The 14,839-nt window shown below is 58.4% G+C and carries 17 protein-coding genes; 16 read left to right on the top strand and 1 reads right to left on the bottom strand.

The window, feature by feature from the left end; genetic code table 11:
- Positions 1-27: 27 nt before the first annotated feature.
- The 4 genes from GTF44_RS03965 (at position 28) to GTF44_RS03950 (ending at position 2,822) form a co-directional block, all read left to right on the top strand.
- On the top strand, positions 28-1,134 hold the full coding sequence (locus tag GTF44_RS03965; protein WP_171557677.1) for a class II histone deacetylase: 1,107 nt from the start codon (positions 28-30) through the stop codon (positions 1,132-1,134).
- A 92-nt stretch (positions 1,135-1,226) separates the two neighbouring features.
- The gene (locus tag GTF44_RS03960) at positions 1,227-1,922 is read left to right on the top strand and encodes a CoA transferase subunit A (RefSeq protein WP_171557675.1); all 696 of its coding nucleotides are present in this window, start codon (positions 1,227-1,229) and stop codon (positions 1,920-1,922) included.
- Positions 1,922-2,548, top strand: coding sequence for a 3-oxoacid CoA-transferase subunit B (locus tag GTF44_RS03955; RefSeq protein ID WP_171557674.1), 627 nt, complete (start codon positions 1,922-1,924; stop codon positions 2,546-2,548). The genes GTF44_RS03960 and GTF44_RS03955 overlap by 1 nt, the downstream gene beginning before the upstream one ends.
- Complete coding sequence (locus tag GTF44_RS03950) at positions 2,541-2,822, top strand: GNAT family N-acetyltransferase (protein ID WP_171557672.1); 282 nt, start codon at positions 2,541-2,543, stop codon at positions 2,820-2,822. The genes GTF44_RS03955 and GTF44_RS03950 overlap by 8 nt, the downstream gene beginning before the upstream one ends.
- Positions 2,823-2,825: 3 nt before the next feature.
- Here GTF44_RS03950 and GTF44_RS03945 read toward each other — a convergent pair whose 3' ends face one another.
- Positions 2,826-3,644, bottom strand: a complete 819-nt coding sequence (locus tag GTF44_RS03945; protein ID WP_171557671.1) for a lytic transglycosylase domain-containing protein — start codon at positions 3,642-3,644, stop codon at positions 2,826-2,828.
- A 295-nt stretch (positions 3,645-3,939) separates the two neighbouring features.
- On the opposite strand from GTF44_RS03945, the gene GTF44_RS03940 reads away from it, so the two are divergent.
- The 12 genes from GTF44_RS03940 to GTF44_RS03885 all read left to right on the top strand — a co-directional run bounded on the left by GTF44_RS03940 (position 3,940) and on the right by GTF44_RS03885 (position 14,756).
- Complete coding sequence (locus tag GTF44_RS03940) at positions 3,940-4,170, top strand: hypothetical protein (RefSeq protein WP_171557669.1); 231 nt, start codon at positions 3,940-3,942, stop codon at positions 4,168-4,170.
- A 241-nt stretch (positions 4,171-4,411) separates the two neighbouring features.
- Complete coding sequence (locus tag GTF44_RS03935) at positions 4,412-4,630, top strand: pilus assembly protein (protein WP_171557667.1); 219 nt, start codon at positions 4,412-4,414, stop codon at positions 4,628-4,630.
- Positions 4,631-4,824: 194 nt separating this feature from the next.
- Complete coding sequence (gene cpaB / locus GTF44_RS03930; RefSeq protein WP_171557666.1) at positions 4,825-5,646, top strand: Flp pilus assembly protein CpaB; 822 nt, start codon at positions 4,825-4,827, stop codon at positions 5,644-5,646.
- 207 nt (positions 5,647-5,853) lie between these two features.
- Positions 5,854-7,227 (top strand): type II and III secretion system protein family protein, encoded by a 1,374-nt coding sequence (locus tag GTF44_RS03925; protein ID WP_171557664.1) that lies wholly within the window; start codon positions 5,854-5,856, stop codon positions 7,225-7,227.
- Positions 7,228-7,231: 4 nt separating this feature from the next.
- Positions 7,232-7,846 carry an OmpA family protein gene (locus GTF44_RS03920; protein WP_171557662.1) on the top strand — a complete coding sequence of 205 codons (615 nt, stop codon included), beginning with the start codon at positions 7,232-7,234 and terminating at the stop codon, positions 7,844-7,846.
- A 229-nt stretch (positions 7,847-8,075) separates the two neighbouring features.
- A complete protein-coding gene (locus GTF44_RS03915) occupies positions 8,076-9,326 on the top strand; it encodes an AAA family ATPase (protein WP_171557660.1) in 1,251 nt (416 codons plus the stop codon).
- 14 nt (positions 9,327-9,340) lie between these two features.
- Positions 9,341-10,798 (top strand): CpaF family protein, encoded by a 1,458-nt coding sequence (locus tag GTF44_RS03910; protein WP_171557659.1) that lies wholly within the window; start codon positions 9,341-9,343, stop codon positions 10,796-10,798.
- 6 nt (positions 10,799-10,804) lie between these two features.
- Positions 10,805-11,773: a type II secretion system F family protein gene (locus tag GTF44_RS03905; RefSeq protein ID WP_145211684.1), complete on the top strand. Its 969-nt coding sequence runs from the start codon at positions 10,805-10,807 to the stop codon at positions 11,771-11,773.
- Positions 11,774-11,787: 14 nt separating this feature from the next.
- Complete coding sequence (locus GTF44_RS03900) at positions 11,788-12,765, top strand: type II secretion system F family protein (protein ID WP_171557657.1); 978 nt, start codon at positions 11,788-11,790, stop codon at positions 12,763-12,765.
- Positions 12,766-12,798: 33 nt separating this feature from the next.
- On the top strand, positions 12,799-13,377 hold the full coding sequence (locus GTF44_RS03895; RefSeq protein WP_171557656.1) for a tetratricopeptide repeat protein: 579 nt from the start codon (positions 12,799-12,801) through the stop codon (positions 13,375-13,377).
- Positions 13,378-13,401: 24 nt separating this feature from the next.
- Complete coding sequence (locus GTF44_RS03890) at positions 13,402-14,259, top strand: lipopolysaccharide assembly protein LapB (protein WP_171557655.1); 858 nt, start codon at positions 13,402-13,404, stop codon at positions 14,257-14,259.
- Positions 14,259-14,756: a prepilin peptidase gene (locus tag GTF44_RS03885; protein WP_171557654.1), complete on the top strand. Its 498-nt coding sequence runs from the start codon at positions 14,259-14,261 to the stop codon at positions 14,754-14,756. The genes GTF44_RS03890 and GTF44_RS03885 overlap by 1 nt, the downstream gene beginning before the upstream one ends.
- Positions 14,757-14,839 lie beyond the last annotated feature (83 nt).

The raw sequence follows: 14,839 nt of genomic DNA, 5'->3' as shown, positions 1-14,839 counted from the left end.
TAGTCCGCTTAAGAAGCGGAGGGTATCATGGCGACGGGGTTTTTCTGGGACGAGCGGTGTTTCTGGCATTCGGGCGGCAATTACGCCTTCATGAGTCCGGTCGGCGGTTTGGTGCAACCTATGGCGACCGGCGGCCTGCCTGAAGACCCCGAGACAAAGCGGCGCTTGAAGAACCTTCTGGATGTTACGGGCCTTCTTGCCGACCTGGACAGTGGCAGCGCACCGCCCATCACGACAGAAGATCTGCTCCGCGTGCATCCGCAAAGCTATCTCGACAGCTTTCGCGAAGCGGCCGCGGCTGGCGGTGGCGAGCTTGGCCTGCGGACGCCATTCGGCCCCGATGGATATGAGATCGCCTGCCTTTCGGCCGGGCTATCCCAGGCGGCGCTTTTCGCCACGCTGCGAGGGGATGTCACAAACGCTTATGCGCTCTCCCGCCCGCCCGGGCATCATTGCTTGCCGGACTTCCCAAATGGGTTCTGTCTCCTGGCGAATATCGCCATCGCAGTCGAGGCGGCCTTCGCCGCCCGCATGGTCGAGCGAGTTGCGATCCTCGATTGGGATGTGCATCACGGCAATGGCACCGAGGCGATTTTCTATGATCGCGACGATGTGCTGACCATCTCGATCCATCAGGAGCGGAATTACCCTCGAGATTCCGGTGATTTTCAGGATCGCGGGTCAGATCGGGGTGACGGGTACAATCTCAACATCCCACTGCCGCCCGGTGCGGGCCATGCCACCTATATCGAGGTCACGGAGCGGTTGGTCCTGCCACAGCTTCGGTCCTTCGAACCGGATGCGATCGTCGTCGCCTGTGGGTTTGATGCGTCGGGCGTTGATCCGCTCAGCCGGATGCTGGCCGGGTCAAACACCTTCCGGCAGATGACCGAGTTGGTGATGGAAGCTGCCGCAGATCTCTGCGCAGGGCGTCTGACGCTGGTGCATGAGGGCGGATATGCGGCGTCCCATGTGCCGTTCTGCGGCCATGCCGTGCTTGAAGCGCTCTCGGGGAGCGCGATCACAGCGCCCGACCCGTTGGCCGACCGGATCACCGCGCAACAGCCGGGCGCGCGCTTCCAGGCGTTTTGCTCCACGCTCATCGGCGAGATGGAAGACGCGATCCGCGCCTGAGACCAAAGCGCCGCAGCGCGGCATCCGCGTTGACTTCCCCCACGGCACAGGCCAGTTTGCGGCAAGTTTGCCAAGAGGGGGAGCGTCAGCTCATGAAAAAGGTATACGGCTCAGCCGCCGAAGCGCTGGACGGGCTTTTGTTTGACGGGATGTTCATTGCGGCGGGCGGTTTCGGCCTCTGCGGTATCCCCGAGCTTCTGATCGACGCGATCAACAAGGCGGGCACCAAGGATTTGACTGTTGCCTCGAACAATTGCGGCGTAGACGATTTTGGCCTCGGCATCCTCCTGGCCGACAAGCAGATCAAGAAGATGCTCTCCTCTTATGTCGGCGAGAATGCCGAATTCATGCGGCAATTCCTGTCGGGCGAGCTGGAGCTGGAATTCAATCCGCAAGGCACCTTGGCCGAGCGGATGCGGGCCGGCGGCTGCGGCATTCCGGGCTTTTATACCAAGACCGGCGTCGGAACGGTGATTGCCGAAGGCAAAGAGCACAAGGACTTCAACGGCGAGACCTATATCATGGAAGAGGGTATTTTCGCCGATCTCTCCATCGTCAAAGCCTGGAAGGCCGATGAGACCGGTAATCTGATCTTCCGCAAGACCGCGCGGAACTTCAACCCGCCTGCGGCGATGTGCGGCAAAGTCTGCGTGGTCGAGGTTGAAGAGATTGTGCCGACCGGCAGTTTGGACCCCGACGCGATCCATCTGCCCGGGATTTATGTGCATCGCCTCATTCAAGGCGAGCATGAGAAACGTATCGAACAACGCACTGTGAGGGCTGCCTGATGCCTTGGGATCGCAATCAAATGGCCGCCCGCGCGGCGCAAGAGCTGGAAGACGGCTGGTACGTCAATCTGGGCATTGGCATTCCGACCCTCGTGTCGAATTTCATTCCCGAGGGGATTGAGGTGACGCTGCAATCGGAAAACGGGATGCTCGGCATGGGCCCCTTCCCCACCGAAGACGAGGTGGATGCGGATCTGATCAACGCTGGCAAGCAGACGATCACTGAACTCCCGCAAACCGCCTATTTCGATAGCGCGCAGTCTTTCGGCATGATCCGAGGCGGCAAAATCGCCATGGCGATCCTGGGTGCGATGGAAGTGGCCGAAAATGGCGACCTCGCCAACTGGATGATCCCTGGCAAGCTGGTCAAAGGTATGGGCGGCGCGATGGATCTGGTCGCCGGTGTCGGCCGCGTGGTCGTGGTGATGGATCACACCAACAAACACGGCGACAGCAAGGTGCTCAAGGAATGCACCCTGCCACTGACCGGCAAATCAGTGGTCGACCGGATCATCACCAACCTGGGCGTGATGGATGTGGTCGAGGGCGGCTTGAAAATCGTCGAGACCGCCGAGGGTGTCACCGAAGAGGACCTGCGCGCCGCGACAGAGGCGACCATTGTCTGACATCACGCGCGAGGTCAGCGGCTCCAAGGGCCGCTATGTTCTCGCGCAAAACGGGGCCGAGGCGGAGTTGACCTATTCCATCGCCTCGCCCCATCTGATCATCGCCGATCACACCGGCGTGCCAGATGCCATGCGCAGCAGCGGCGCGGGCAAAGCGCTCGTCGAGCGACTGGTGGCGGATGCAAGGGCCGAGGGCGTGAAGATCGTCCCGCTCTGCCCCTTTGTGAAATCGCTTTCTCGACGTCACCCAGAATGGGCAGACGTCTTTCAATAGGCATCAACCGTCGATCATCGCCTCAAAGACACAGCCATCCGAGATCAGCTCGGGCGGCGAAAGACAAAGCGCGCGCGCGACGAGCCACGTTGCAAGCACCTTGGGCACGTAACGCCGGGTTTCGGCATAGTCCGGCACGCCGCCTGCGGTTCTGACCGCCCCTTCGCCCGCATTATAAGCCGCCAGAACCAGAACCGGGTCGCGGTCGAACTCTTCTATCAGCCAGGCCAGATAGGCGACACCGCCAGCGATGTTCTGCTCCACATCGAACGCATCCTCGACGCCGAACCGCTCGGCCGTGGCCGGGATCAACTGCATCAACCCTTGAGCACCTGCGCTGCTGATCGCTTCACTTGCCCCCGCGGATTCGACCGACATCACGGACAGAACCAAGGCTGGCGACACAGGTGTCCCAACCGTGGCGCGCAGGATATCCGCACCATGTGCCCCAGATAGCGCACGCAGTTGGTCCAATCGCGCGACACCAAGCGTGGCCGCCTCCGGCGCCGAGGAGAGATGATCCAGCGCGGCTTGGAACCGCCCCGCCCCTTCCGCGAGGCCCGGGGAAATCTCGGACCAGAACCAATCCAAACCTGTCGCGGCGGGCGCCTCCGGCTCCGGCGTCAAAGACGGGGCGGCCACGGGCGTCACCTGAGGCTCGATCTGGATATTGATCCGCGGCCCGGTGTGCCCTGCCGCTGGCGGCGCCACACGGCGAAAGGTGAATTCGGGGAACGGAGGCGGGTCGGCGGATTGCGCTTGAATGGGCAGCGCCGCAAGCAGCGATAGCCCGATTGTCAGGAAGGAGGAGGTCACCTGCATAGGTCAAACTTGCCTGTTGTTCTTTTCTTTCAGCTTGCCTGAAAGAACCGAGAATAGGAATCCCCTTGTCTGGTTAGAGCACGACCCCCACCGACATCGAATGAATACAATGCGCTAGACGGTGGGCAATTTACATGTCCCTCGCAACAAACCGCAAAAGAACCGCGAACAATTCTTACAAAAATCCAGCCCTCGCCCAATTTGCGCCCCGATTCGGAGGGAAAACAACGCTGTCCCGAGGGGGCAGGAACCAAACAGGTAAACTGTCAAAGACTTGAAACTGGAGATTAAGATAATGACTGCACTGATCAAAAACTTCGCCGCATCTGAATCCGGCGCCGTGACCGTTGACTGGGTCGTTCTGACCGCAGCCATCGTGGGCCTGGGCCTGGCCGTTATGGCCGTTGTGTCGGGTGGTGTTGAGAACCTGTCGACCGACATTGGCCAGGCCTTGACCGATACCGATCCGCTGACCGACCCGTTCGATGGCAACACGGTCTTCACTGAGACCGAGACAACTCCTTAATCAACAGATTATCGCCATACGGCGTTATCTAAGATATCTGAGAAAGGCCGCGCTGAAAGAAGCGCGGCCTTTTTTATTGCCGCAACGGGAACAGTATCACCAGATTGCTTCCAAGATTTGCCAAAAATACACCATAGCTGCGCATCTCTAACACATTTGTGCCACATTTCGCCCCGACTCTGCCTCGGTCTGCTTAGGAGCCCTGCCAGGCTTTCAATTATCACCCGCCGGGGAGAATTTTATGCATCTGTCGATACCTGTTCGATCCTTCATATTGGACGACACTGGTGCTGTGACCGTGGATTGGGTCGTACTCACTGCGGCCCTCGTTGGACTTGGCCTCGCCGTGGCAAATGTTGTCGGTGCCGGGCTTGAGACTCTGTCTCGTGACATTCAAACGCAACTGTTGACCGACCATCGCTATGACGGGTTCACACATCCGGAGACTCCTGGAAACTAGCAAAATCAAACAGAGTCGGAGGGCATAACGGCCCGCAGCGTGGACGAACATCATCTGCCATATCCACCCCGCCAGACCCAAAGACACCGTGTTGCCACCATGTTTCCGCCCAATTCGGAGTGCATGATTATATCAGAAAACTGCGCGGCACGTGTCATCGGCACGTGCTGCGCGCTAATTAAAGGACCTACGACATGCGAGTGATTTTCGGGCTTGTCCTCATCGTCGGCGTCGCCTTGGCAGGATTTGCAGTCTATGTGGCGCAAGACAGATTTGCTCAGTATCAAACCGCCTTAGCCAATCAAAGAAACGCTGTTATCCAGACGACAGAGGTCTATGTGGTCAATACGCAACTAAGATATGGGCAACAGCTACGGCAAGAGCATGTGACGGCTGTCTTGTGGCCCGCGGCCCATGTACCGTTCGGCGCTTTCACCAGCCTTGAGGAGTTGTTCCCCGAAGGTCCGGAAGAACTGCGCACCGTTCTCCGTGTGATGGAGCGCGATGAGCCGATTTTGGTTTCCAAGGTGACGGCACCTGGCCAAGATGCCGGCGTGGCCTCACGGCTGGGGGCCGGTATGCGCGCTTTTGCGCTGTCAGTCGATGTGGCTTCGGGCGTCTCAGGCTTTCTCCGGCCAGGTGACCGCGTAGATGTGTATTGGACCGGTACGGCCCGGGGTGAGAACGTGACCCGATTGATCCGCTCGAATGTGCAAATTATCGCAATTGACCAGATCGCCGACGAAGACCGGAACAACCCAACCATCGCGCGGACGATCACAGTCGAGGCACCTCCGGAAGAGATCGCCGCCTTGGCTCATGCGCAGTCTTCCGGCCGCCTAACACTCGCGCTGGTGGGCGTCGGGGATGAAACGATCAGCGAGACGGTCGAAATCAACCAGGATCAGCTCTTGGGCATCGCCGCTGTTGAGCAGGAAGCCGGCCCTCGGATTTGCACCGTTCGTAACCGTCGTGGTGGTGAAGTGGTCGTGACCCCGGTGCCCTGCACCAACTAGCACCTTCGAAACAATCACAAGACGCGGCCCTCTATCTTGGGGGCCGTGTTTCTTTTTACGCCACACCTTGGGCCGCGTGGTTTCCAGATCACATAAAAAACGGGCTGCAAATGCCTGATTCTTGCGCGGAAAGCGGAATTGGGGCATGGTGCGCTCAATCGGGCACGAAAAATCGGCCCATAACGTGATCAGAGAGGCAGGATCACAATGAGCTTTATGACCGTTCTTCGGGCAAGCCTGTTCGGCTTTGCCCTCGCGCTGGCAGCAGCGCCTCTTACCCAAGCCCAGACCTTGCGCGTCTTGGAAGGTGCAACATCAACCTCATTGCGCGTTCCAATGAACCGCGCGGTCGTCGTTGAAAGCGATGCGATCTTTGCAGAGCTCTCAGTAGCGAACCCGGCGATCGCCGATATCGCCACGCTCTCGGAACGCACAATCTATGTTTTGGGCCGTGCACCCGGGCGGACAACCATGACCCTTTTGGGTGTCGATGGCAGCCTGATTGCAAATGTCGAAGTGCAAGTGATCCCGGATGTGGCGGAGCTGCGCGAGCGCCTTCAGGATATCCTGCCAGGCGAAGAGGTTGAAGTAAGGACGGCGAATGACGGTATCGTTCTGTCCGGCATCGTGAGTTCTGGTCAAACTGTAGAACGTGCAATGGAACTTGGTGAACGCTATGCACCAGGTCGCGTGTCGAACTTGATGTCGGTTGGCGGATCTCAGCAGGTGCTGCTCCAGGTGCGTTTCGCAGAGATGTCGCGGTCGGTCCGTCAGAATCTGTCAACAAGTTTTGGGGCTCTACGCGGTGACGCACAGTTTGGCTCCGGTAGCGCCGCAACCAACTTCCCCGCAGCAGTGATCAACCCAACCCTGGACGGCCGAAACGGTGTGTTCGGCGTCACCTTCGGCTCAGGAAGCACGGAGTTCGGTATCCTTCTGGAAGCCCTTGAGACCAATGGCTTGGCCCGCACCCTGGCGGAGCCGAACCTAACGGCCCTTTCCGGTCAAACTGCATCATTCCTGGCAGGTGGAGAATACCCAATACCGGTTTCCACCGAAGAAGGCGTGGCCATTGACTTCAAACCTTTTGGTGTCAACCTGTCCTTCACGCCGACCGTTGTACATGACGAGGTCATAAACTTGAGCCTCGCCAGCGAGGTTTCGTCGATCGGAGAGATTCAACCCGGCACGAACATTCCCGAAATCAACACCCGTCGAGCTTCGACGACAGTCGAGATGCGGGATGGCGAGAGCTTTGCGATTGCCGGATTGTTGCAGGATGATTTCCGCGACTCGATCGGCCAGGTGCCGTGGTTGGGCGATATCCCGATCCTCGGCGCGTTGTTCCGCAGCACAAATTATCAACGGGATCAAACAGAGCTTGTGATCATTGTCACAGCACATCTGGTTTCCCCTACACGTGGAGAGGCCCTGGCGCTGCCTACTGACAGGGTGGCAATTCCAACCGAGCGCGAGTTGTTTCTCGGGGGTCGCGTTAGCGGTGCGCCGCGTGCCGGCACTGCTACTGCCGATGTCGCACAACAAGATTTCAGCGGCTCCTACGGCTATGTGATGGAGTGAGCAAATGGCTATCCTGACATCAGTAAGATACGCGATTTTTGGGGCCGCTGGCCTTGCATTGGCGGCATGTGGACCCAACTTTGAACGTCCGGCAGGCGCACGCATTGATGAGGGCGGGTTTGGCAACCCCACAATGAACAACGTCCTCGTCATGACAGGGCAGCGTAGTTACGTGGAAAGCCTCGCGGGCCGATTCGCCGCAGAAGTGCCAACGACGATCAATTTCGCTTTCAACTCCGCCCAACTCGACGATACCGCTCGCGCGACACTGCGACAGCAGGCGACCTGGATCCGGCAGTTCCCCGAAGTCCGTTTCAGTGTTTATGGCCATACCGATCTCGTGGGCAGCCAAGGCTACAATCAACGGCTTGGTCAACGTCGCGCGCGCGCCGCGGTGAATTACCTGGTCAGCCAAGGGGTCGACCGTAGCCGTTTGGAAGCGCTTGTTTCCTTTGGGGAAACACAGCCGATCGTCGCCACCGAGGCCCGTGAGCGCCGCAACCGTCGCACCGTGACCGAAGTAAGTGGCTTTGTTCAAGACCACCCGATGGTTCTTGATGGAAGGTACGCGCAAGTGGTCTACCGGAGGTATACCGGCGGTAGCGAGTCCGCCGAATAACCTGCAATCATGAAACGCCACGTGTCCAATACGTGGCGTTTTTCCCAATAGTTACGGCTTTTTGGTCGTATTGTTGCCCTTTTTACGCATCAAAACTCTTTCAAGGCATAGGGCAAACCGCATCCGAGCAGCGCGGAAATGATCCTAGCTCCCCCGGTAAAACGCACGTGCCGCGCAATACCGGATGGCAACAGAACCTGGCGAAGTCAGGCAATATGGGAATTGAGGAATGAGTGGCGGACTTGCGCTGAAATCTGATCCCGCACCGATCGTGGCTTCCACGATTTCTAGGGACGTGCAGAATTTCGATCTTTTGATCGATGATATGGAAACCGAACTCGGCGAAAGCTGGGGCGATTTGCATTTGGACGAAGCCCGCGCCTTTCTTGAGCAACGAGAATCCGACGGCCTGGAATTCGTCGCTATTGCAGTTGATCAACAAGATGAAGGTGACATTGGTCTGATCGGTGAGTTGATCCGCGCCGCCAAGGCCAAAGGGATCAAAGTGATCCTAATCGCCAATGAATTAAGCACCCAAGGCCTGCATCAGTTAATGAAACTGGGCGCGGATGATTTCGTGCCCTACCCTTTGCCCGAGCGGGCTTTGCACGATGCTATAAAACGTATCCGCGAGCCCGCTCCCGGAACGCAACCAGCTGGCGACACCGAAACTTCATCGCTTGATCCCCGACCCACGATGGATGGCCGATCTGCGATCTTCGCCGTGCAAAGCCTGGCTGGCGGCACAGGGTCCACGACTTTGGCTGTCAATTTGGCCTGGGAACTGGCCAATATCGACAAGAAGAGAGCGCCGTCCGTTTGCCTGATCGACTTTGATCTGCAGTTTGGCTCGGCGTCGACATTCCTTGACCTGCCGCGGCGCGAGGTGATCCTCGAAGTGCTGTCAGATAGTCAGGGCATGGATGTGGACGCCTTCAAACAGGCCCTCCTTGATTACAACGGAAAATTGTCGGTCTTTACGGCACCGTCCGAGATCATCCCGCTCGATATGATCTCGCCCGAAGACGTCGAAGCGGTTCTGAACCTTGCGACGGAGTGTTTCGACATCGTGGTTATCGATATGCCAACCACGATCGTGCAATGGACAGAGACCGTCCTGAACCGAGTCGATGTGTTCTTTTCGATGCTGGAACTCGACATGCGCTCGGCTCAAAACGCGATGCGGTTCATCCGGGCCTTGCAGTCGGAAGAACTGCCGCTCGAAAAGGTAAACTTTGTTCTGAACCGAGCGCCGAAAGGCCTGGATTTGAACGGAAAATCGCGCGTGAAGCGCCTTGCAGACAGCTTAGGCGTGAAGATCTCGACACAGCTTTCTGACGGCGCCCGCCAAGTGACGCAATCCTCGGATCATGGCGTACCATTGGCTGAAATGGCGCGAAAAAATCCGATGCGGAAAGACATTTTGAAACTGGCTGGCAACCTTTTCGAGGCGATGCTGTCGGACGCAGTCGCTAGGTAGGGGAGACCAGAGCCATGTTCTCGAAATACAAAAAACCGGTGGCGGCGCGACCTGCTGCGCAGGCCGGCGAAACCGCGAGCGGTGTGCCGCTGGGTGGTGTAGAAGCCCCGCAGCCGAAAGTGCAGCGGAAACAACCGGCACCAGATCAGCCTGCAAAACCCGCCGCTGAGGTCGCAAATCTCGACAAAGAGAAAAAGCGTCGCTTGCGCCTCGACGAAATCAAGACGGAAATGCACCACCGTCTCCTCGAAAACCTGAATCTCTCGGCGCTCGAAGGCGCGAAAGACACAGAATTGAAGGCCGAGATCAGCGCGATCACGTCCGAGGAACTGGCGGAGATGGGTGTGGTCTTGAACCGCGAAGACCGTCAGACCCTGCAAACTGAACTCTTCGACGAAGTGACCGGCCTTGGCCCACTTGAGCCACTGCTGAAGGACGACACCGTCAACGATATCCTGGTGAACGGCCCAAATCGCGTCTTTGTGGAACGTGACGGCAAGCTGACACTCTCCGATGTGCGGTTCAAAGACGAGCGGCACCTGCTGCGGATCATCGACAAGATCGTATCGGCCGTTGGTCGTCGCGTCGACGAATCGAACCCGCATGTGGACGCGCGCCTCAAAGACGGCTCGCGTTTCAACGCGATGGTCCCGCCGGTCGCCGTGGATGGCAGCTTGGTCTCCATTCGTAAGTTCAAGAAGGAGAAGCTGGGCGTCGATGACCTCGTGAAATTCGGCGCGTTTTCCGAGGAAATGGCGGCGTATCTTCAAGCTGCCGTTGCCACACGCCTGAACGTGATTGTTTCGGGCGGGACGGGCTCCGGTAAAACCACGACGCTGAACGCGCTTTCGAGCTTCATCGACAATTCCGAGCGGATCTTGACGATCGAGGATACGGCGGAACTTCAGCTTCAACAGATTCACGTGGGTCGGATGGAGAGCCGTCCGCCGAATGTCGAAGGCAAAGGTGCCGTTACACAACGCGATTGTTTGCGGAACGCGCTTCGGATGCGACCCGACCGGATCATCGTGGGGGAAACCCGCGGCGATGAGGTGATCGACATGCTGCAGGCGATGAACACCGGCCATGACGGGTCGATGACCACGATCCACGCCAACTCAGCGCGAGATGCCTGTTCGCGCTTGGAAAACATGATTGCCATGTCGGGTATCGAGATGCCGATCAAGGCCGTTCGCGCGCAGATCTCTTCGGCGGTGAACCTGATTGTGCAGGCCAGCCGTTTGCAGGACGGCTCACGCCGCATGGTCTCGATCACCGAGGTGACGGGCATGGAAGGCGAAGTGATCTCGATGCAGGAGGTCTTCCGCTATCAGCGTTTGGGCCTGAAACCTGACGGCACGATCATCGGTCGGTTCACCGCTTGTGGCGTGCGTTCGCACTATTCGGAACGCTTCAAGCAATGGGGCTACGACCTGCCCATGTCCATCTACGACCCTGTCGCGGCGGAGTAAGCTGTCATGCAAATCAGCATCGAACCCCTCATTTATATCGGCATATTCGTCGGCGTGATCATGCTGGTCAACGGCGTGTATCTGATGGTTTTTGGCAAATCGATTAGCTTCAACGCTCGGGTCAACCGACGGCTGACCATGCTCGAAAAAGGGTCCTCGCGGGAGGATGTCCTGGCCAAGCTCCGCAAAGAGCTGGACCAACACACCAAGTCCCGCACGATCCCTCTCTACTCGTTGATCGCCGACAAAGCGCAGAAGGCCAATATCGCCTTCACGCCGCAACAGCTCATCTTGGTTATGATCGGCATGACGATGGTCGCCTTTTTGCTGCTGACTCTGTTGACAGGGGCATCCTTGCCGATCCGCCTGTTGGTGTCGGTCGGGATGGGCGTCGGCGGTGTGTATTACTGGGTGAACTCCAAAGCCAAAAAACGCATCGCAATGATCGAGGAACAACTGCCCGACGCGGTGGAGTTGATGGTGCGCTCGCTGCGCGTGGGGCACCCGTTTGTCTCGGCCATCAACACGGTTGCGAAAGAGGTAGCCGATCCGCTTGGCTCGGAACTGGGCATCATTGCTGACGAAGCTGCCTATGGCCGCGATATCGCGGAAAGCATCGAAAACATGGCTGAACGTTTGGACCTGCAAGACTTGCGTTTCATGGCGGTCGCTGTTGGCATTCAGCAGACCTCCGGCGGCAACCTTGCAGAGATCCTGGCTGGCTTGGCAAATGTGATCCGCGCGCGGTTCAAACTGTTCCGCCGGGTGAAAGCGATCACTGCCGAGGCGAAGTGGTCAGGGATGTTCCTCTCGGTTTTCCCGATCCTATGCCTGATCGGCATCAACGTGATGCAGCCCGATTATTATAGCGACGTGATGAACAGCCCAGTCTTTATCCCAGCTTGTGCTGTTGTTGGGGTGATGTTGTTCGTGAACGTCATTTTCATGCGCATGATGGTCAACATCAAAGTGTAAAGGCGGGTTAACCGATGGACTTCATTCGAAACCTTCTGACTCAAATCAATGAGGCCGTGACCGGCGCCCTTGGCGATCTTGGCCCGCTGATTTTGGTCGGTGGCCTTGGCCTCCTTTTGGTCATCGTCGCCCTTCCAGCCATTCTGTTCCGGAAAAAGGACCCGCTTGATAAGCTGCGCGATATGCAAAACGGTGCCGGTGACCAAGAGTCCCGCCGAGCGCTACGGATTGGCGGCAAGGACCAGCGACTGGATCGGTTTTCGCAATTCCTCGAGCCACAGGATATCGACGAACTGAGCCAGATGCGCCTGACCTTGATCCGTGCGGGTTACCGCTCGAAAGGGGCTGTGCAAACCTTCCACTTTGCCCAATTCGCCCTTGGCCTCGGCTTTCTGGCGCTCGGCTCGATCTATGTGCTGGTGGCGCCTGGGCTTAGTGCCCAAGCCTCGATCATGTCGGTCCTAATCCCGGGGGCGGTCGGGTATTACCTGCCGAAGTATTGGGTCACAAAACGGGTTCAGACCCGCGCCGAAGAGATCACCCAGGGCTTTCCGGATGCGCTTGACCTGATGTTGGTCTGCGTTGAGGCGGGTCAGTCACTCGACCAATCCATCATCCGTGTCGCGAAAGAGATGCGCGCGGCCTACCCCGCTCTTTGCGAAGAGTTTGAAATGGTCGCTTATGAGATGAAGGCCGGCAAAGACAAAACCAAAGTGTTGCGCGATATGGGCGAGCGGGTCGATATTCAGGATGTGAATAGCTTCGTCACCGTGTTGATCCAATCAGCGACTTTCGGCACCTCCGTGGCCGAAGCGCTCCGGGTCTATGCCGCCGAGATGCGCGACAAACGCGTGTTGCGTGCCGAAGAGAAAGCCAACAAACTCCCGACCAAACTGACACTCGGCACGATGATGTTCTGTGTACCGCCGCTGTTGATCATTCTGATCGGCCCATCGGTCTATGGCATCGCGCAAAACCTTGGCGGAGGCTAATGCGGAGGCAATCCAACCAAGGAGATTAGGATCATGATGCGGGGGCTCATCATTTCCACAACAATTCTTGGGCTGGCCGCCTGTGGTCACCAGGCGACCAGCCGTTTGGGCGCGGACCGCCAGGGTTTGGCCGCACCCGCCGGCACCCATGTGCTGCGCGACGCGGTCGATGGGCTCATCGTTGGCCATCGCTTGATGGAGGCTGGCGAATATGAGCTGGCGCTCAGGGCGTATATGCGCGCGACGGCGGAAGACGGCCCCTCTGGCGCACATTTCTCGGCCCTTGGTTCCGCAAATCTACAGCTCGGCCGTTTAGGCCAAGCCGAAACCTGGCTCCGCCGCGCGGTCGAAGAAGATCCCGACTTCCCACCATCCTGGAACAATCTCGGCGTCGTCTTGATGGAACGGGGCGAATATGGCGAAGCGCGGCAGGTGTTTCAGCACGCTTTTGCCCTCGATAGTGGCCAATCGGACTCCATCCGCGAAAACTTAAGGCTCGCTATCGCAAGAATGGAAAATTCGGGGTATATTCCTGAAAACAACGAAAACCGCTATGATTTGGAGCGTCGGGGCGGAGGGGTTTGGATCCTTACCGACACACCAAGAACATAGCGATCGAGCAGTAAGAGGTCGCCTATGCGCCTGACTACCCGGGTTTCTCTGGTTGTCGGCTTGTCCCTGGGACTCGCCGCTTGTGGCAATTCCGAACGCGCCGATGTGGAGCGCGCGATGGACAGTATGAATGTTATCGATGAGACCAATCTCAACGACATCATGCTCACCGTCGCCGACCCTGACGAGGCGGTCACCTATTTTCGCCGAGCGACGCGAGAACAGCCTGACCGGCTGGATCTGCAGCGGGGCCTGGGTCACAGCTTGATCCGCGCTGGACGGGCGGCCGAAGCGGGCGTTGTATGGCGCGACATCGCGGAACATCCGGAAGCGACCGCCCAAGACCGGGTAGACTATGCCGACGCGCTGATCCGCAACAGTGACTGGGATCAGGCCGAAGCGCAGCTTGATCTGGTTCCACCCACCTTCGAGACATATGAACGCTACCGACTCGAAGCGATGGTGGCCGATAGCAACCAAGAATGGTCCAATGCGGACAGCTTTTATGAGACGGCTGTGGGTCTCACGACCCGGCCCGCGAGTGTTCTGAACAATTGGGGCTTCTCCAAGCTCACACGTGGCGACACCGAAGCTGCCGAACGCCTGTTTACCGAGGCGATCACCTATGACCCCGATCTCTTCACCGCCAAGAACAACCTTGTTTTGGCGCGGGCTGCGCGGGGCAACTACAATCTGCCGCTGGTGCAAATGACGCAGATTGAGCGCGCGCAGTTGCTCCATACCGCGGCACTCGCCGCTATCCGCCAAGGCGATGTGGATATTGGCCGCGGTCTTTTGGCCGAAGCAATCGACACCCATCCGCAGCATTTCGACGCCGCCGTGCGGGCCCTCCGTGCGCTTGATACGGAGGTGCGCAACTGATGTCGTTAACCTTTTCCGAAGCCGCTTGGTTCCTGCCCTTCGTCGTACCGATCTGCATCTGGGTCGCCTGGTCTGACCTGCGTGAGATGCGTATTCCCAATGTCGCGGTCCTCGCCCTGGCGGGGGTCTTCCTGATCGGTGGCCTGCTCCTTCTCCCATTCGACACGTATCTCTGGCGTCTTGCACAGCTTGGCGGTGTCTTGTTGGTCGGTTTTGTGGTCTCCTCGCTTGGCCTCGTCGGCGCGGGCGATGCGAAATTCGCGGCGGCTATGGCCCCCTTTATTGCGACGGGCGATGCGCTGTTCTTCCTGATGCTCTTCTCCCTGGTCCTCATCGGCTCTTGGCTGACCCATCGCGGTGCCTCGCGCGTGCCAGCGGTGCGGCGCGCAACGCCGGATTGGGTCTCTTGGGATCGGGGCAAGCTTTTCCCGATGGGCGTGGCTCTGGCCGGTGCTCTGGCGATTTACTTGGTGCTCGGTTTGGGACTATGGGCCTGAGCCGCAAAAATTGACGCAATTTCAAGCCGTGCCGCCTAGGTTACGCCGCATTCGTCCGGCAAAATCGCGCCAGTTAGAGGGCC

Origin of the sequence: Roseobacter sp. HKCCD6576-2, from assembly GCF_013179285.1 — a bacterium.
GTDB lineage: Bacteria > Pseudomonadota > Alphaproteobacteria > Rhodobacterales > Rhodobacteraceae > Rhodophyticola > Rhodophyticola oceani.
Note: the sequence above shows the minus strand (reverse complement) of the source record. Positions and strands in the feature narration are given on the sequence as shown.